This window comes from Cohnella zeiphila (assembly GCF_014212055.1).
In the GTDB taxonomy this organism is placed as follows: Bacteria; Bacillota; Bacilli; order Paenibacillales; family Paenibacillaceae; genus Cohnella; species Cohnella zeiphila.
This window is the reverse complement of sequence record NZ_JACJVO010000040.1, coordinates 29,849-48,539: the sequence shown is the minus strand read 5'-3', so window position 1 is coordinate 48,539 and position 18,691 is coordinate 29,849. Positions and strand designations below refer to the sequence as shown.

At 59.4% G+C, this 18,691-nt stretch carries 15 protein-coding genes; 4 read left to right on the top strand and 11 right to left on the bottom strand.

The annotated features are described in order from the left end of the window. Window positions 1-41: 41 nt before the first annotated feature. From H7C18_RS29350 to H7C18_RS29310, 9 genes are all read right to left on the bottom strand, one after another. Entirely contained in the window at window positions 42-878 is an 837-nt protein-coding gene (locus tag H7C18_RS29350) for a phospholipase D family nuclease (protein ID WP_185132683.1), read from the bottom strand. Window positions 879-1,030: 152 nt separating this feature from the next. Continuing rightward, window positions 1,031-2,110, bottom strand: coding sequence for a Gfo/Idh/MocA family protein (locus H7C18_RS29345; protein WP_185132682.1), 1,080 nt, complete (start codon window positions 2,108-2,110; stop codon window positions 1,031-1,033). A gap of 22 nt (window positions 2,111-2,132) precedes the next feature. Beyond that, window positions 2,133-2,852 (bottom strand): ThuA domain-containing protein, encoded by a 720-nt coding sequence (locus H7C18_RS29340; RefSeq protein ID WP_185132681.1) that lies wholly within the window; start codon window positions 2,850-2,852, stop codon window positions 2,133-2,135. Window positions 2,853-2,858: 6 nt separating this feature from the next. Further along, window positions 2,859-3,902, bottom strand: coding sequence for a LacI family DNA-binding transcriptional regulator (locus H7C18_RS29335; protein WP_185132680.1), 1,044 nt, complete (start codon window positions 3,900-3,902; stop codon window positions 2,859-2,861). A gap of 329 nt (window positions 3,903-4,231) precedes the next feature. Continuing rightward, window positions 4,232-5,152, bottom strand: coding sequence for a transposase (locus H7C18_RS29330; RefSeq protein ID WP_185132679.1), 921 nt, complete (start codon window positions 5,150-5,152; stop codon window positions 4,232-4,234). Between the two features lie 379 nt (window positions 5,153-5,531). After that, window positions 5,532-6,515, bottom strand: coding sequence for an aldo/keto reductase (locus H7C18_RS29325; RefSeq protein ID WP_185132678.1), 984 nt, complete (start codon window positions 6,513-6,515; stop codon window positions 5,532-5,534). Window positions 6,516-6,594: 79 nt separating this feature from the next. Then, window positions 6,595-8,454 (bottom strand): LTA synthase family protein, encoded by a 1,860-nt coding sequence (locus H7C18_RS29320; RefSeq protein WP_185132677.1) that lies wholly within the window; start codon window positions 8,452-8,454, stop codon window positions 6,595-6,597. 280 nt (window positions 8,455-8,734) lie between these two features. Then, a complete protein-coding gene (locus H7C18_RS29315) occupies window positions 8,735-9,721 on the bottom strand; it encodes a Gfo/Idh/MocA family oxidoreductase (protein WP_185132729.1) in 987 nt (328 codons plus the stop codon). A gap of 188 nt (window positions 9,722-9,909) precedes the next feature. Further along, window positions 9,910-10,785, bottom strand: a complete 876-nt coding sequence (locus tag H7C18_RS29310) for a helix-turn-helix domain-containing protein (RefSeq protein ID WP_185132676.1) — start codon at window positions 10,783-10,785, stop codon at window positions 9,910-9,912. 154 nt (window positions 10,786-10,939) lie between these two features. Between H7C18_RS29310 and H7C18_RS29305 the strand changes: the two genes are divergently transcribed. Together H7C18_RS29305 and H7C18_RS29300 are read left to right on the top strand one after the other, a co-directional pair. Continuing rightward, complete coding sequence (locus tag H7C18_RS29305; protein ID WP_185132675.1) at window positions 10,940-12,316, top strand: MATE family efflux transporter; 1,377 nt, start codon at window positions 10,940-10,942, stop codon at window positions 12,314-12,316. Window positions 12,317-12,450: 134 nt separating this feature from the next. Beyond that, the gene (locus tag H7C18_RS29300; protein ID WP_185132674.1) at window positions 12,451-13,104 is read left to right on the top strand and encodes a metal-dependent hydrolase; all 654 of its coding nucleotides are present in this window, start codon (window positions 12,451-12,453) and stop codon (window positions 13,102-13,104) included. Window positions 13,105-13,263: 159 nt separating this feature from the next. On the opposite strand, the gene H7C18_RS29295 is transcribed toward H7C18_RS29300, so the two are convergent. Then, on the bottom strand, window positions 13,264-14,373 hold the full coding sequence (locus H7C18_RS29295) for a ParM/StbA family protein (RefSeq protein ID WP_185132673.1): 1,110 nt from the start codon (window positions 14,371-14,373) through the stop codon (window positions 13,264-13,266). A gap of 197 nt (window positions 14,374-14,570) precedes the next feature. On the opposite strand from H7C18_RS29295, the gene H7C18_RS29290 reads away from it, so the two are divergent. Beyond that, window positions 14,571-15,587 (top strand): M23 family metallopeptidase, encoded by a 1,017-nt coding sequence (locus tag H7C18_RS29290; protein ID WP_185132672.1) that lies wholly within the window; start codon window positions 14,571-14,573, stop codon window positions 15,585-15,587. A 2-nt stretch (window positions 15,588-15,589) separates the two neighbouring features. Then, a complete protein-coding gene (locus H7C18_RS29285; protein WP_185132671.1) occupies window positions 15,590-16,102 on the top strand; it encodes a bactofilin family protein in 513 nt (170 codons plus the stop codon). A 75-nt stretch (window positions 16,103-16,177) separates the two neighbouring features. On the opposite strand, the gene H7C18_RS29280 is transcribed toward H7C18_RS29285, so the two are convergent. Further along, window positions 16,178-18,586: a glycosyl hydrolase family 95 catalytic domain-containing protein gene (locus H7C18_RS29280; protein ID WP_185132670.1), complete on the bottom strand. Its 2,409-nt coding sequence runs from the start codon at window positions 18,584-18,586 to the stop codon at window positions 16,178-16,180. Window positions 18,587-18,691 lie beyond the last annotated feature (105 nt).

Sequence of the window (18,691 nt, the reverse complement as noted above, 5' to 3'; positions counted from 1 at the left end):
CTTCGTAAGCGGTTTTAAGGGAAGGTTCGCTATCGGTTTATTTAATTTTGGGCTTTACGGAAGCCTGCCGCGGTCGCTTCTTGTTCCGTGCAGAACATTTCTTCCGCCTTCGTCCGGTCGTACTGTGCTCCGCCCGGAACGTGGTAAATTTTGTCCCCTTTGGCGTTGATGTTGCCCTTAATCCGAGGATTGTCGCAAGAAGCGGGCGCATCCGAGACCGCCGCCTTCTGTTCGTCCGACTCCTCGTTTTCCCCGTCCGATTGCTCCTCCGGCAGGGCAATTCCGGCTTGCAGCGACTCGAAACGTTTCTCGTCGTTCCACATGGTTTCGAATTCCTTTTCGAAGGATGCGGCAACCGTCTCGTCTCTCAACACGAGAAACACTTCATCGTTATCCGTGCTGGCCGATTTCGAATAATTGAACGAGCCGGTTGTCGCCACTTTGCCGTCGGCGACGGTCACTTTCAGATGCATGAGACCGCTATGCTTGTTGATCTTAAGCGGAATGCCGGCGCTTCCGAGCAGCTTCAGCGCTTCCTTCTGGGTCTTGCCGTTCGACTGGATGCGGTCCGAGATCAGCCGCACCCGTACCCCTCGCTTGGCCGCGTTCCGGATCGCCTGGACGATGTCCGGATACGTCAGGCTGTAAATCGCGATATCGAGCGTGGACTCGGCTCCGTCGATCACTTGAATCAGCTCGCGCTCGGGATGCTGATCCGCTTGGGTGAACGCCCAGGCGACTTGTTTTTCCCCTAACGCGGCCGAAGCGGCTTGGTCGCCGGCTCCGACCGAACAACCGGCCAACGCCGAGGCCATGCCGACCGCCAGCGCGGCGGCCAGAGCGGCCGACGGCATCCAGCCTCGGATTCTCTTCTTCATAAGCTGCACCTATCCTTACCTGTCGGAAATGATCTTGTAAATCATGGCATCGTCCCGGCTTCAAGTCAACTCGGACAAAAAAAGTTCCCCTGCCGCAAATCCGCGGCGGGGGAACCGAAAGAATGAAAATCGGAACGAATTTGGCCTCGATCTTAGCCGAGCGGGAGAACGGCTGGCCGTTCGCACTCGCTCTTCATCCGGTAATGCACGCCTTGCTCCGATGCGTCGTGAATCCCGTGCATCGCCTCCAGCACGTGATACGTCAGCTGACCGCTCGCCCGGTGCGGGCGGCCGGTCCGGATGGCTTCCGCCATATCGGCCGCGCCGATGCCGCGGGCGTTGTCGCTGTTGCCGTACAAGAGCGGCAGCTCCGACCATTCGCGCGTCCCGGCGCGCTGATACAGCACCGGCCCGCCGAACGTGTTCGGGTCCGGTACTTGAAGCGTGCCGGCGCTTCCGTATACTTCGATGCGGGGGAGCTGGGAGCCTCCCTTGACGTCGAAGCTCGTCAGGATCGTTCCGATCGCGCCGGACGCGAAATCGAGCACGCCCGCCACATGGGTCGGCACCTCTACCGGTATGATCTGGCCGTATTTGGGCTGGCTCGTAATCTTCCGTTCGGGGAACGAGATGCGTGCCGAGCCGGTGACCCGTGAGATCGGACCCAGCATCGCGACCATCGCCGTCAAGTAATAAGGTCCCATGTCGAACATCGGGCCGCCCCCGGCCTGGTAATAAAATTCCGGAGCCGGATGCCAGCTCTCGTGCCCGCCGCTCATCATGAACGCCGTGGCGCCGATCGGCGTCCCGATCCAGCCGTCCTCGATCAGCTTGATGCACGTCTGGATGCCGCCGCCAAGGAACGTATCCGGCGCCCCGCCGACGAGCAGTCCTTTGCTCCGGGCAAGCTCCAGCACCTTCTTGCCTTCTTCGCGGGTAACGGCGAGCGGCTTCTCGACGTATACGTGCTTGCCGGCCTCCAGCGCCTGGATGCATACGGACGCATGGGCTTGAGGAATGGTCAGGTTGATGACCATATCGATATCCGGAGCTTCTAGCAGCTCCTGAACCGAGCAGCCTCGCACGCCGTTCTCCGCCGCTTTCGCCTTCGCCCGCTCGACGTCCAAATCGGCGCAGGCGACGATCTCCATCGAGTCAAACCGTTTGCCGTTCTGAAAATAAATGCCGCTGATGTTGCCCGTTCCGATAATGCCGACGCGAATTTTCCCCATGGGTCCGTCCCTCTCCCGTTCGTTAAAGTTGATTGTCGGCCATTCCGGTATAAGCGGGGCCTTTAGCCGCTTGGCTGGCCGCACTCTTGCCGTCGGCGCACCAGAGGAAACCTCTGCGCATCAGTTCCGTTACAGGCGGCATCGCCACGATGTCCGCATGATGGCCCAACGAGTTGTAATAAACCCGTCCCAAGCCCCAACGCTTGGTCCACACGACCGGCATATCCACCGCCTTGTTCAACGAGTGGGGGCCCGGTGCGATCGGGAACCGCGTCGTGGCCAGCACTTCGTTCGCCGGATCGACATGCAGATAATACTGCTCGCTCTTCACCTGGAAGTCCTCGACCCCTTCCACAAGCGGGCTCGAGCTGTGCTTGACGTTTACGGTGTACTCGACGCCGTCGTTGCCGGGATGCGCCACCCACTGGCCGCCGGTCATGAACTGCCAGTCGACGTTATCCCGGAACGAATCGCACATTCCGCCATGGCAGCCGGCAAGACCGACGCCCGCCTGAACCGCTTCCGACACGTTGTTCACCCATTGCTGCTCGATCCGGCCCATCGTCCACACCGGAACGATCAAGTCGAGATCCTTCAAGCGGGCTCCGTCCGCGAACGCTTCGAGCGTGTCCGAAACGGTAACCTCGAACCCTTCTTTCTCCAACAGGCTTTGAAAAAGCTCCGCTACCTGCCGCGGCTCGTGGCCGTCCCAGCCTCCCCATACGATCAACGCTTTTCTCATGCTCCATTACTCCTCTCCAGATTGGCTCGATTTGCGAACGATTAATTGGGTCGGCAGCATGACAAGGGAGCTGCCTTCTCCCTGCAAATCCTCCCCTGTATCGCCCGACAACCGCCTTAGAAGCCTTTCCGCGGCGATCCGTCCCATCTCGTAAAACGGCACTTGAACCGTCGTCAGCGGAGGATCGAACAACGCGGCCGCGTCGGAATCGTCATAGCCGACGATCGGCAAGTCTCGCGGCAGCTTGCAGCCCCGCTCCCGGAGTCCTTGGGCCAGACCGATCGCCATCCGATCGTTCGCGCAAAGCACCGCGTCCAGCGAATCCAGGTCGCGATAAATGCCGGAAGCCGCTTCGAAACCGCTTTTGCGGCTATAATTGCCTTCGTACAGCAGCTTCCGATTCAACGGAACTCCGGCTTCGGCCAGCGCCCTGCGGTACCCCTCGGCCCGGTCCAGGCTGTTCGAATAGTGGGGCGAACCGTTCAGGAAGCCGATTCGGCGATGTCCCAAGCCGAGCAAATGCCGGGCCGCTTGCAGCGTGCCCTCCTCATGGTCCGCGCAGACCGCGGGAAAACCCGTTTCGCCGAAACGCTGATCGACCACGCAGAACGGCAAGTCCAGCTTCGCCAGCCGCTCGATCCCTTGCCGCTCTTGTGGCAGCGAGCTCGTTCCCAGCAAAACGCAGGCATCCACCCGCTGCGTGTGAAACAGCGAGGCATAATCGTAGGCGGCGCCCGGCTCCCGGTACAGCAGCAGCAGCCCCTGCCCCCCCGCTCGAGCCGCTTCGCCGATCCCGCTTAAAATTTCGGAGAAATAATAAGTGGAGAACAGCCTCACCTTCGGAACATGAGGCAGCACGACGCCGATATTCCCGCTTCTCCCCCGCGCGAAGCTGGCGGCTACCGCATTGAGTTGATAGTCAAGCTTCTTCGCCGCTTCCAGCACTCGCTGCCGGGTCGTTTCCTTGATCGGACCGACCCCGTTGAGCACGCGGGACACCGTCGCCTCGGATACTCCGGCCAGATCCGCCACTTCCTTGCGCGTTGCCATCTTTCGGACGCCCCACCTCTTCGCATCATAATGTACGCGCGTACATTATCTCACTCGCTTCCCCCTTCGTCAACCTCAATTGTGGGGCTTATCTCCTTCTTTTTTCCTTTACTTCGAAATCCCCTTCGCTCAGGATTTGGTTCCTGCAAGTCGCCTTTCTGTCCTTAACTTCGAAATCCCCTTCGCTCAGGGAAGAGTTGACACGTTATGAACAAACAACCATGTCTAAAAGCCTCATCCATCTCCTGAAAATCCCCTTTTCCCCACCGTTAAAGTCCTGCTCGCTTTGAGATGCAAAAATAACTTTTCCTTCCGAAGTAAACATAAGATTAGCCCGCGATCGCTACGTGGGAAGTGGCCGAGCGGGAACGCCGACCGGAACGAGCCGGCAGCCGCTGCGTCAATACCGGGTACGTGATGGTCCGCGTCGCCGCGCACCATCCCAGCAGATCGCCGAACCGTGACGTTTTCCGCCGATTCCAGTCATAGCAGTAGTGGTTGAGATAGGCCTGGAAATGCTTCGGACCGATCCCCCGGAACAGCTCCGCCAGCCATTTTTCCACCTCTCTTCCGATTTTCTGCAGCGCGTGATGGCGTTCTCTGCTATATTGACGGACGAAATTCACACTCATTCTCGCTTCCGTCGCGACATGCTCCAAGATAAACGATCCCGGCTTTGGCGCCTCCAACCGATGCTTCAGTAAGCTCTTGTCCTGCTTCTTGATCTTCACGTTCTCCGGTTCCCCGTTCTCCCCGTCCGTGGCCCCGATCAGAACGGATTGCTCCTGTTGATGCCACTTCATATTCGATGAAACCCGGTGATAGATACAAGCGTCGGTCAGCCGAACCGCGCCGGTGAGCAACGCGTCGGCATCCGCCCCGCTCATCGCATGGCGCAGCTTGTGGCAGATGAGCCACGCGGTTTTATAGGTAACATGGATCTCTTTGGACAATTGAAGGGCGTTGATGCTCCCGGGGCGGGAATGCAGCCAGATCGCCTGAAACCACAGATGCAGCGGCGTCCGCGTCCCTTGGAAAACGGTGCCGACAATCAGCGACGTTTGCTTGGAGCAGCGGGAACATTCATAAAGAGGAAGTCTGCGCGTGGCGATCGGATACGCATGATCGTGGCCGCAGCGCGGGCAGCGGAAGCCGTTCGGCCATTTGGCCTCATACAGAACGCGAGCGCACGCTTCTTCATCTTGCAGCAGGGCGTGCACCTTTTCAAAGGAATCGAACGCTTCGGACATCCTCAATCACCTCGAACGCGAATGTATGTTCCCTTTTTGATTATACCAAACATATGTTCCCAAATGCAACCAAAACTTTTCCAACCGTTTCCTGATCGAAGGGGATTTCGGAGAGTTAAGCAAATGTGCGAAAGCAGCCTGATTAACGGGGATTTCGACGGAAGGAGAACAAGTAATACGAAAGAGCCGGCTCCTGAGCGACGGGGATTTCGAAGGAAAGAGGAAAAACGGAACCCACTCATCAGCGGACCTGAGCGAAAGGGATTTCGAAGTTAAGGCTGACGATGAGGGTTATTCAACGGGGGAAGACACCGGAATGTGCAAATGGAAAAAGGCGTCAAGCCGCCAAAATGACGAAGCTTGACGCCTGCGGAGGAAGTTAAAGCGAAATGCCGCGTTCCAGGTAAGCCAGTTGGTCCTTGGATAAGCGGAGGCCGGCGGCGGAGAGACTGTCGCGGAGTTGGGCGGACATGCGGCAGCCGGCTATCGGAACGGTAGGAAACGGCTGGCTGGACAAATAGGCGAGTACGATCCGGTTGACGGAGACGTCCAGCTCGGAGGCAAGCGCAAGACACCGTTCAAAACGGCCGACGTTCTCGGGAGACCGATATTGCGGGCTGATGCGATTGTCGTCCTTCGCGTACTCTCCCCGTTCCCATTTGGCGAAAAGGCCCTGAGCCTGCGAGGAGTAAGGCAGAGCGGCCATTCCGGACTCCAGATGATAACGGTACATCTCCTCATCCATCGGAACGAGCGACGGATCTTGGAATAGCGAGCGGTCCGCAGAGGCCAGGCTCCACATCATCTGATTGCCGGCAAATCCTTGCAGCCCATGCTCGGCCGCATAGCGGGCGGCGTCCCGAATCCGTTCGACCGACCAGTTGGAGCATCCGAAGTAGCGGATTTTCCCCTCCCGGACGAATCGGTTCATCGTTTCGAGAATTTCCCCGACCGTGCGGTCCGTATCGTCGCGATGGAGCCAGTACAAGTCGATCTCGTCGACGCGAAGGCGCTGAAGGCTGCCGTCCACGTCCTGCCGGATATCCTCCTCCGACATTCGGGAACGGTCCATCGAATGCAGGAGGGGGTGCGCCCCTTTGGTCGTCACGATCATTCGGCTGCGAAGGCCGCGCTCCGCCATCCACTGACCGATCACCCGTTCGCTGATGCTCGGCTCGATGTCCGGCAGCCAGTTGGCGTACACTTGAGCCGTGTCGACCATATTGCCGCCTGCGTCTACGAATTCGTCCATGAGGCGGAAGGCGTCTTCGCGGCGGATCGAGCTGCCCAACGAAGCGCCTCCGAGCGCAATCGGGAACGATTGAAGATCGGTTCCCGGTATCTTTGTCCGCATGTTGTCCATCGGTAATCCTCCTTATAGGGCAATCGGCTCCGAGCGCATGAAAAATCCTTCGGGCTCGGCGCCCGAAGGATGGCTTGCTTTACTGGTCTTTTTCCGGAAGCTGCTTGACGTAGCTGTCCGACATATTGAGCAGCTCCAACGCCCGGTCGTATTGATCCTTGGTGGAGCCGTCCTGCAGCTCGCTGTTGTCGATGACCGAATAGTTGATTCCGTCTTCGTACTCGATCCCCGGCAGGAACACGCTCGTATCGTTGATAAACGAGCCTGTCGGTAGGAAGTGCCTCATCGGAAGCAGGTTCGTCTTCTGATTGAACAAATCTTCGCCGAAATGAATCTGGTTCTGCAAGGAGAAGCCCAGCAGGTTCGATACGGTCGGCAGAATATCGATCTGTCCGCCCGTTTGCTCCAGCTTTTTCGGGCTGGTCGTCACGCCCGGAGCGTGCAGAATGAGCGGGATGTTGAACATGTCGGTATAGCCATATTCCCGTCCCAGCATATCCTTCATCATGTCTTTTTCTTTCTGGCTCAGGGCGTACAGCGACAGGCCTTGATGGTCCCCGTAGAACAGAATGACGCTGTCGTCCCACAGACCGCTCGATTTCAGTTGATCGATGAATTGCCCCAGCGCATAGTCGGCGTAATTTTGAGAACGGATATAGTCGCCGACCAGCGTTCCCTCGTACCGTTCGGGCAATTGCATCTTGTACTTGCGTTCGGGAATGTTGAACGGATGATGGGCGCTCTGCGAGATGATCATCGCATAAAACGGCTTGTCGACTTGATCCATCTCCTCAAGCTTCGGCAGCGTCTTCTGGTACAGCACTTCGTCGGAAGCGCTGAAAGCGACATGATCGTCGTCGCCGTAAAAGCTCTTGTCGTAATATTTCTGCCAGCCAAGCGCGCTGTACAGTTCCTTCCGGTTCCAGAACGTTACGTCGTTCGTATGGAAGGTGGCGTTGTTGTAGCCGTTGGCCGTCGTCAGCTTCGGCAAGCTCGGCAGCGCCTTATCGACGAACACCTGAGTCGCAGGCTCGTGCTGCGGAACGTACATCGACGTGTTGACGACGAATTCCGCGTCGGAGGTAGTTCCCGCGCCGACGCTCGTATAGAAGTTGTCGTAATGATAATTCTCCGCGGCGAGCTTATTCACGTTCGGCGTAATTTCCTGCCCGTCGATCTTAAGCCCGATCAGGAAATTCTGGAACGATTCCATCTGAATGATAATCAGGTTCTTGCCCTTGTCGGCCCCGAAGTAAGCCGGAGCGGACGGCTCCGAAATGCCTTTGAGCTGATCGATCGCGGGCTGGGTAATGTCCTTCTTGTCGATCAGGTCCTCTTGCTGGGTCGAATCGGCGAAAATCGTATACACCTCGTAATTGAGGATGCCCATTCCTTCCGCCTTCTTGTTCTCGTTCATGCTGGCGTGATTCGGCCAGATGTTGAAGATGCACAGAACGAGCGACAGCACGAAACCGCCCAGCAGCATGCGCCGGTTGGCGCGCTTCATTCCGATGTTCTTCAGCTTGCGGATCGTTTTCGGCCGCAGCATGAAGATGCCGAAGACGATTATATCCACGAAAATGAGCAGATAATAAGGATCGAGAAGCGAATACGTGCTTTCCCCGACTTGCGTTACTTTGCCGGCTTGCCCCAGCGCGTGGTAGGTGACAATGATTCCGTAATATTTATAGTACATGAGTACGGCGAAGTAGAGCACCGTAAGCAGCAGATTCACGATCATATAATAGAGAAACTTCCGCTTGGTGGCGAACCACTCGATGATGCAGAATACGACCCAAAAAAACGGAATTTCCGTTATCAGCGTTGCCCACGACGGCCCGTCGGAAAAAACGACGAACCAAGCCAACGCGCCTTTGACGAGCAGAATTAAAGTAAACAGAATAAAAGGCCTGTCGCGAAGTGTCCTTATGAAGGACATGATCCTTCCCCTTCCTTTCGCACGCGCCAAAAAACAGGCAGGCTGAGCGTTCATCCTGTCTAGGGCGCGGCTTCATAATCTTGCCTGACGTTGCGGCGAACAATGATAGAGTCATTATGCTACTGCCGCATTCTTTTGTCAAAATGAAACTTATGCCGTCGGTACGATTTTATAAACTTTTAATCTAAGCCTGAAACGGGCGATCCGGCAAAATAAATTCATGCTTGTCCGTTCCTACAAAAATATGCCTTCGGAACGTGGATTATGTCAGCTTGCGGATTTAGCGGTCGTCCGCAGGATAGCGAAGTCCGATCTGCCGCCTGGCTGCGTCAACCGCTTCCATTGCCGCCAGCGAATTCGCGTGGCTGTTCGTCTCCGACTCCCGTCTCCCCCGCTTGACCAGGCGAATGAATTCCTCGATCTCGTACTTCATCGTCTCGTCGTCCTGACCGACCGACGCGTCTTCGATCCGGCCGTCCCGGTATCGGATCTCGACCCGCTGCGGTTGGCTGATCCGGTCGATCACGATCGTACCGTCTTCTCCTTGAATTTCGCTCGGAAGGGACGAGTCCGATATTTTGGAATATTGGATGACGCCCTCCATCCCGTCGTATTCCAGCAGCATGCTTCCTTCGCCGTCCGCCCCGGACGACAGCAGCATGCCTCCCGCCTTCACGGAGCGGGGCTTGCCGAACAGAACGATGGCGGGATACAGGCAGTAAACGCCCAAATCCATCAGCGCCCCGTTGGAAAAAGCCGGGTTGAAGGCGTTGAGCACCGTCCCCTTCCGGAATGCATCATATCGCGAAGAGTACTGGCAGTAGCTTGCGAAGTAGCGCCGGATTTTGCCGATCTTGGGCAGGCTCGCGCGAATGGCGGCGAAATTCGGGAGCAGCGTCGATTTCATCGCCTCCATCAACGCGCTGCCGCTCTGCTCGGATGCTTCGAGCATCCGGGCGACTTCCGCCGCGTTCGAGGCGAGCGGCTTCTCGCACAAAACGTGCACGCCCTTCCGCAAGCAGGCGATCGCATGCTCCGCATGGAGGCTGTTCGGGCTGGCTATGTACACCGCGTCGATCTCCCCGCTCGCGGCCATTCGCTCCAAGTCGGTGAACGTGTGCCGCACGCCGTGCTTGGCCGCGAACTCGCTTGCCGTCCGTTCCGTTCTCGAGTAGACGGCCGCAAGCTCGAAGCCGTCCACCTTTCGCCCTGCCCGGATGAATGAATCCGTGATCCAGTTCGTGCCGATAATTCCGAATTTCATGATCGTCAACCCCCGCCGTTCTGCTATAAACACTAGCAACCATCATACCAGTTGAACGATGAGCGCGCAAAAAAAGCCGAGTCCCCGGAAGCCGGCACTCGGCGGCAGCTGCGGAAATCAGGCTCGGGAGGATCGTTCCCGGATACGGCGGGATTAATCCCGGGATGAGGCGCTAACCGGCAGCGGCGGGGCTAAGCGCGGGAGAAGCGCTCGCGGTAACGGCGCGGCGACAACCCTTCGAGCTTCGCGAACGTGGAGCTGAAGTAAGGGGTCTGGTTGAAGCCGACTTCCTCGGCGATGCGCGCGATGGTCAGATCGGTCTGCAGCAGCAGCCGCTTGCTCTGCTCGATGCGGTAGCGCAGCAAATACTCCATAGGCGAGCAGCCGTACTCCTGCCTCATGCATCTGGCGATATAGACCGGATGGAAGTTGAGCCGTTCGCCAAGCTCCTTCGCCGTAATCTCGTTCCGGTAATGGCTGCGCAAGTATTCCGCCGCTTTCTCGGCGCAGGCCGTCGCCGGCGAATAGCGCTGCGAATCGGCCGAAGCGGCGAGCAGCTGGACCGCTTCCTGGAACAGCACCTGCTCCTTCAGGCGAACGGAGCTTTGGTGCGCCCCGGGCTCCAAGCGGACGAGCTGGAATAGCAGCTCTTCCAGCTTGCGGGGCTGGTATGCGCGGGCGAACTGCGGCAGCAGCAGTTGAAAAGGCCGCGCGGCGAACGTAAGCGGAACTTCGTCCGCTCCCTCCGTTTGGTTGGAAGACGCTCCCTTTTCCGCCATCGACCAGTTCCCGGTCGCCTGGAAATGAAGCCAGAAATATTCGGTCGGCTCCCGGCACCCCTCCGAACCGAAGTGATAGCAGTCCGGCCGCAAAATCATAAAGCTGTCCTCGGTCACCTCGTATCTCCGGTCTTCCTCGCCGATGAACAGCCGTCCCCGGCGAACGAACAGCAGGTCGAAGATTCCGATGCTGTGGCGGCTGACATGACGGTCTCCGGGCTCCCCCGTCATGTAACCGCTCGCAATATAATGAGGCAGCGGCGGCAGCGCGAATTGCAGCAGATCCACCGTTTCCCCTCCCCGAATTCAAGTTGGAAAAATGAAATTATCCGTTTGAAAAGTGATACATGGTTACGAGTATACCATCTATAATTTGTTCTGCACACAAAGATACCGGAGTCACGAGACTTAACGGCAGCACGAACATCAGGGAGTTGGGATGATGAAAACGCTTGATCCGAAATTTACGCTGTGGGCGCTTGCCTGGCCGATCTTCATCGAAGTTCTGCTGCAGACGATGCTGGGAACGGTCGACACGGTCATGGTCAGCCGCATCTCGGACGACGCCGTCGCCGTCGTCGGCTTCGCCAATCAGCTGTTTAACGCGCTGACGACGCTGTTCATGACCATCGCCAGCGGCGCGGGCATACTCGTCGCCCAGCGGATCGGTTCGGACCGGCGCGAGGACGCCCGCAAGATCGCCATCATGGCCATTACCGTCAGCACGGCCATCGGGCTCGTCATCAGCGTCCTGCTGTTCACGCAAGCCCGCCCGATCGCCCGAATGCTTCATCTGTCCGAGGATCTTCTTCCTCTTTCCGATATGTACATCTCCTACGTAGGCGGCGGAATGTTCCTGGCGGCCATGACCGCCGCCCTCGGCACGGTCATCCGCAATACGGGCAACACCAAGGGCCCGATGATGACCGGCATTGCGATCAACCTGCTGCACATCGTTCTGAACTATGCGCTTATCTTCGGCTCGTTCGGCTTGCCGAAGTGGGGCCTCGCAGGCGTGACCGTCTCCGACAACGTCTGCCGCTTGCTGTCTACGGTGCTGCTGATGTATATGTTCTTCTTTTCCTTCGAGCGGCGGATCCGGATCGCGGAATTTTACCGCACGTTCGAACGAAAGCTGTTCGGCGAGGTGCTGCGGATCGGCTGGCCGCTCGGCGTGAACATGTCCTGCTGGGTATTTTCCCAGCTTGCCATCTATTCGTTCCTCGCCATTCTCGGCGCCAAGGAGCTCGCCGCCCGCACCTATATGAACACGCTGGAATCGTTCTGCTTCATGCTCGGCTATGCGTTCGCGCTGGCGGTGCAGATCCAGATCGCCCATCTGTACGGCGCCGGCCGAACGCAGGAAGCCTATAAGTCGGCTTATCGGGCGCTCTTCATCGGGCTCGCGCTCGTCACGGCGAATGCTTTCGTCCTGTTCTTGCTCGGCAAGCGAATGCTCGGGCTCTTCACTTCAGACCCGGACATTCTCTCGCTCGGCGTGTCGCTGCTCGGCCTGAACCTGCTGCTCCAGCCGGGCAAGATGCTCAACATGGCGCTCGGCAACGCGCTCAACGCCGTCGGAGACACCCGGTACATCATGGCGACGTCGCTCGCGTCCATGGGGCTGATCGCCACAGGCTGCTCCTACTGGTTCGGCATTCATTGGTCGGGCGGATTGATCGCCATCTACGGCTGCATGATCGCGGACGAATATTCCCGCGGCATCCTGTCGTTCTTCCGTTGGCGGGACCGAAAATATTTGCGCCGCGCGGAAGCCGCGAAACAACCGGCTTTGGCCGAGGCGACTTGGGGCATATAGACGTGAGGCTTATAGACGTGGGGCTTATAAAAGGAGAGGCGTCCAGTAACATTTGCCAGCGTTCCGGATCCCGTGTATAATACGAGGACAAACGTATGTTCGCACGCCAGTCAGACTCGCAACCGGAGGAACGCATGAAGGGAAGAACCCACCTGGCCATCGGGGCCGCTATCGGTGTCGCCGCAACCATCTATTATCAACCTCATCAATGGGAGCAAGCCGTCTTTTATCTGCCTGCGGCCGCCTTCTCCGCCCTTAGCGCGGACCTGGACGGCACCAGCATGCTGAGCAGCAAGCTGGGCAAGGCATCCCATTGGCTGCGCGAAGGCGCGCTGTGGCTCGGACTGGCGGCGGTCGTCGCATCCTTCGCCGTCCAAGGCTTCCAGGGAATGCCGCAGACCAGGCTTTTTCTGGCAGGGGCCGTTCTGGCGCTGCTGGGGCTCGTTCTGAAGGAAGGCGCTCTTCGCAACGCCTTGGTCAGCGCCTGCGGCGCCGCGCTTCTCTTCGCCGGGCTTAGCGCCGGCTTGAACGGGCTGATGGGGCTCGGCGCTTTCGTCGTCATCGCCCCGTGGCTGAAGCACCGCGGGCTGACGCATACGATCTGGGCCGCCGCCGCTTGGACGGCGATCGGCGCGGCGTTCGAGCGCGAGCTGCACGTCGAGGGATTGGCCGTCGTCGCCGGGGCAGCCTACCTGTCCCATCTGGTCGCCGACACGCTGACGCCCGCCGGCGTCAAGTGGCTCTCTCCATTATCCAAAATGACGTTTCGCTCGCCGATCACTTTTTAATGAGAATTTAAGATTGTCTTCACTTTCCGCTAAGGCTTGGGAGGTAAGATGATTTCACGACCTCTTCTGTATCATAGATTTTGAAGGCCTGCGGCTAGATGCGCAGGCCGATTTTTTTTATTCGAACGTATAGCCGGCAAGCTCGGCCTTTCTATTCTATTAAACCGCGCCGGCTTCTTGCTGGTTCAGTTGGTTCATCTTGTTCCTCGCCAGCTTCAGATAGCCCAGCACGTTCTGGAACTCGCTGTTGTCGACGAACCGCAGCCGCATCGTATCGGCCGCTTCCAGCAAGTACGGCTTCAGCGCGGCCGCGCCGCCTCCCAGCACGTAGAAACATTGAATGTCCGGGTACTTTTTCCACCGTTTGCGGATCAGGTCGACGATCTTCTGCGCGGCGCGGGCGAAGAACGCATCCACGATCGGGCGAATGTCCGCCTGCCCCTCGCCGACCCGTTGAACCGTATAGTCGTGGCGGCGAATCCGTTGCATCAGCTTCGTCCGGCTCGGGAACCGGTAGCCGAATTGATCCTCGACCTCCCGGATGATCGAGTCCAGATAGGTCGCCAGGCCGATCAGCTCCCCGGTGCTGAACTGATTGTCGATCGCCATTCGCTTGATGACCGGCAGATCCGTCGTCAGCGCCCCCATCTCGCAAATGCCGATGCAGCCGTTGTACAGCTCCTCGTCCCGAATCTGCAAATTGTCGTGGGTCGCCATATTGAACAGCGCCGCGGCTCCTTCGACCGAGACAACCGCCCTGCGGACGATGACCCGGACGGTCCGGCCCTGCAGCTTCGGCGTCGACAGAAACGATACCTCGTGTTCTCCGACAAGCCGCTCTTCGAAGATTTGATGATATCTCGCATAGGATCGGACCGGAAGCCCGGTTCCGATGACGTATTCGACTTCGTCGACCGTCTGGCCCGGCTGAATGGCGGAAGACGGACCGGCAAGGCCGGCATAAGCGAGCGCCGTCAGGGCGACGATGAGCGACTGATCGCTCGTCGCCTTATTGTCGGTCTCCTCCTGCTCGGTGTTGTCCGGATCCTCCGAAGCGATCAATCCGACGAAGTAACGGGATTTCTTCTTCCGCAGCTTCGGGCTGTAGACCATGACGTCCAACGCCTTGAGCGGGGAGTCTTCCTCTTGCAGCACCAGTCTCTCGTACCCCGGCGATACGACGTTCGGGATGACGATCGGTTCGCCCCCTCCTCCGACAACCAGCTTGACGCTGTCGTTGCCGATATCGATGCCCGCTAATCTGAACATAATGCGCCTCCTGTCCTTGGTCATGCCTGATTTTCCCATATGCAAGTATTTGATTTGTACCTTTTCGCCTCATTCTGACAAAATCCTCTTTTTTTCAGGGTCTATTTTCATAATTTTTCCGTTTTAAAAGGAATTTTGTCCCATAATGTCGAACCCCTATTTCGGACAAAGCTGCTTGAAGAACCAGGAGGTCAGTCATGAAGTGGAGCATGAAGCGGTTCACATTCGTCATCATTCCGGATGCGAACGGCTCGGTCAAACGTTTTGCCTTGCCGCGGTTGATCTTTATCGCGGTACCTGCGCTTTTCGCGTTCCTTGCTCTCGTCGCCTGCGGCCTCTTCCTGCTGTATGCCCGCAATTTAAGCGATGTCGGCGACATGCGGCGGGAGCTGTCCGAATCCGCTTCCCGATACGAGCGCCAACTGGCGGACAAGAACGACAGCATCGAGTCGCTGCAAACCCAAGTCGCCGGATTGTCCGAACAGACCAAGTCGATCCAACAGAAAGTGGATGAAGTCAATCAATTGGAAAATCAGGTCAAGGGCATGGTCGGCCTGCAGGAGGCAGACTCTTCGAAAGGGGGCGCGAAGGACTTGACGACGTACGGCGGAACGGTGGAAGACGGAGATCCCTCCGACGGGGGAATGGGCGGCGAAGATTTGCCCGTCACCAATGAGGAGATCAACGCGCTGGCCCGAAATACCGCCGATCAGCTCCTTACGCTGGCGCCGGTTCTGGACGAACTGGCGAACCGGCTGAAGCAGACGAAAACCGACGTCGACCAGGCCCGGAAGCGCCTGCGGATCACGCCGACGATCTGGCCGACCGACAATCGCAGAATCACATCGCTGTTCGGCGTCCGAACCGACCCTTTCACCGGCAAAGCCCGGTTTCACGCCGGACTCGACATCGCCGGGCATGTCGGCGATCCGATCTTCGCCGCTGCGGACGGCGTCGTCGCCTTGTCCGAGAAGGACAGCGCCGAAGGCAACAACATCATTATCGATCACGGCAACGGCATTCGCACTTGGTACATGCATATGAGCAAGCTCATCGCGACGGTCGGGCAGAAGGTTGCCAAGGGCGAGCAGATCGGCGAGCTCGGCTCCACCGGCCGAAGCACCGGCCCGCATCTGCATTACGAGGTTCTCGTCGCCGGCGAGCCCGTCGATCCGCGCGCCTATCTCAAAGCTGACAGAAAGGCAAGTGAATAGAGATGTTCAAGAAAAAACTCGATCCCGGAACGACGGATACGCTCATCGGAGAAGGCAGCACCTTCGAAGGAAAGATCAAGTCGCAGGCCAGCATTCGGCTGGAAGGGGAAATCACCGGAGACGTCGTCTGCGAAGGTGACGTCATCATCGGCGAGCGAGGCGTCGCCCGCTCGAACGTCTCGGCCCGCAACGTCGTGCTGGCCGGCACGGTTCACGGCAACGTTATCGCCAAAGGCAAGCTGATCGTCAAATCGTCGGGCCGCCTGCTCGGCAATCTGAGCGCCTCGGAGCTGGCGATCGAAGCGGGCGGTTTTTTCCACGGCACCAGCCAAATGGAGAACAAGGACGCGCCTCAGCCTCAGGACGAGAACCGCGCCGCGGCAGCGACGGAGTCCGCGGACGACTCCGCGGACCGGCAGAAGTTCCGTGAACCGGAGACGCCCGGCACGGCCGCCTCCGAATCGTTCCCGGCTTTAAACAACATTCCGGCGGACTCCGTGCTGAAGTCGTGGTGACAGCCGCCGCCCGGAAGCCTTGGAGCTCGGACCGGCCAACCCGTTCCGAGCTCCCTCCGCGCCCGGCTTGCCTGGCTAGCGTAGCGCCTTCGCCAGCCGGATCGTCTCTCCGGGCGCAGTGTCCGTCTCGATCACGTCTCCCGCGGCCCAAGCCTTACCCCCTTCTCCGTCTCTCGTGATGCGAGCGCCTTCCTTCCAAGGGTTGTAGATGCGCAGCTGCGAGCCCGCCTCGCTGTAGATTTCGATCTCCCGCACATTGCCGTCCTCCCAGACCGCGCTAATAAGGAAGCCGCCGACCGCGCGCAGCGTGGAGAACGCCGCCCGCCGATCCGCCGGCCAATTCGGGAAAAACCGCAAAACTCCGTTGTAGCTTTGCAGCAGACATTCGTTGATGACGGCGGGCAGCGCGAAGTTTTCGAACCAAATGCCCATGCCGCCCATATAATCGAAGTCCGTCTCGTCCGAGTAGCGCCCGCCGCTCTCCAGCAGCCGATCCGTACACGTACCGTTCGGCAGGAGGCAGTAAGCGATCTGCCGTTTGAACCGCTCCAGGTCGAGCTGACCGAGCCGCGCGCCCGCCATATGGTAGAAAACAAGCTCGTTGCCGCCTTCGTTGCGGTGGTTGCGGTACGAGTTGACGGCGATCGCGTACGGCTCCGGCGGCGAATGCAGTCCGTGCTCCTCGCCGGGAAAAACGGTCGTTACCGAGTTCGGCACATTGTAGACGACGTCCGGATCCTCCCCCGCGACAGAGACGAACACGGTGCCTTGGCGCGACTCCGCGGTCGGATAGTCCGGGAACCGGCCCCGCACGTCGGCGACCTCCGCAAGCAGCTCCCGCTCTTCCTCTTCTCGGCCAAGCGCCGCACAGGTTTGCTCGAACGACCGCAGCAGGAACTTCGTCAGCGTCAGGTCGACGAGGCAGTCGCGATTCCGGCGGAAGCCCGGCGTCAGCTCGTACAGCTCCGGCACGACCGTCGGAAAAATATGATAGCGGTCGTCGCCCCATGCCTCGCCGCTTGCCTCCGGCCGCTTCATGTAATCGACCATGAACAGGACCGCTTCTTTGATCGGCACGAAAGCGCGGTTCGCGAGAAATTCCTTGTCCATCGTGTACAAGTAGTGCCACCACAGACTTTGCACGGTCCACGGCGTCTCGCACACCTCCCAGCCCCAATGGGGCACCGGGTACGGCATCATCGTCATCTCGACCGGATATGCCGAGTGCGGATAGTACGCTCCGCGCAAGCCGTAGTATTCCTGCGCCCACTTCCGGCTGACCGGCAGCACGTGGTCGACCATGTTCACATAGGCGAGATGCTTGTCTGCATGGTTGCTCGAAAAGGCAACCCAAAACGGCTGCTGCGTGTTGTAGTTCATATGGTAGTCTCCGTGCCATTCGGCGCCGATGCGCCCGTGGCTCCAGTTGGCGAACAAGCCCGGGCACGCCGCGTCGGGCCGGACGGCGCATTGGAAGAAGTACAGGTTGCGATACCAGACCGCCTCCAGAAAATCGTCCTCCAGCGCCACGCCGGAACGGGACCAGTATGCGCGCCACTTCTCTTCCGAAGCCGCGAGCGCCTCCCGGCGCGCGCGGCGATCGGCCGTTAGCGTTCCCGCCGCGCCGGAGGCGGCGGGAACGTCGCGGTTCAAGCTCTCGTCCAGTCGCACGCGGACGAGGAGGTCCGCCCCCGGCGCCAGCGCCGCCTCGAGCGCGTTCGCGCCGGGCCGAAAGCCCGCGCCGCCGGACACGCGCGCGGACAGGCGGAACGCCCGGTCTCGGGGGTCGGCGGCTTTGCCGGGCCGTTCGGCCCGGGGCAGCGTCTGCCGCAGCGCCAGCGTTCCGCCGCCTGCCCTATCCGCCTCCGCATGGGTCCGGCAGGCCGGCAGCTCCGGCGGCGTGTACGGATCCGGCAGCAGCCGGATGCGATTGAACGGCGAAGCCGACCCCGCTCCGGACTTCGAACCTTTTGCCGGCTTCATTGCCAGCCAGAGTTCGTCCTTCGTCTGATCGACGAAAATCTCCAGCACCGCCCGCTTCCCGCCGATCAGGAAGAAAACCTCGCACAAGCCGCGGTCGATGTGCAGCTTGTGGCCGAGCAGCTCCGCCTTCCGCCGGTCGAAGCCCAGCAGCAGCGAGCCGCACGGCATCGGGCGCGGATACGGGCGGCCGTAGTTGTCGGCCGCCATCTGGACGTACTCCCGATACCATTCGTCTTTGCTCAAGGACTCGTAATGCTCGGGAATCTGCTTCAGCCGCTCGAACAGCTCCGCGAACGTGCCGAGCTCCTCCCGATGATTTTCGGCGATCCGGATGTCCCAGACGCTGTTATGGCCGAACCGGACGACGACCGCGTCCGGGCGCGTTGTCACGACGGCGCCGAGCCCGCCGTTGCCGAGCAGCGCCCCCTCGAAAAATCCCGGCGCCGGACGGTCGCCGACAACCGGGTGCCGCTTTGCTTGCTCCCACGCATTCAGCTTCACTGTCCTTTCCTCCCTTGAACGCGAAAGATCAGACGCCCCGCCCGAAGGGCCGTACGTCTGATCTCCCGCGATTGCTAATCTCTGGCTGTCTCGCCTCTGGCCGTC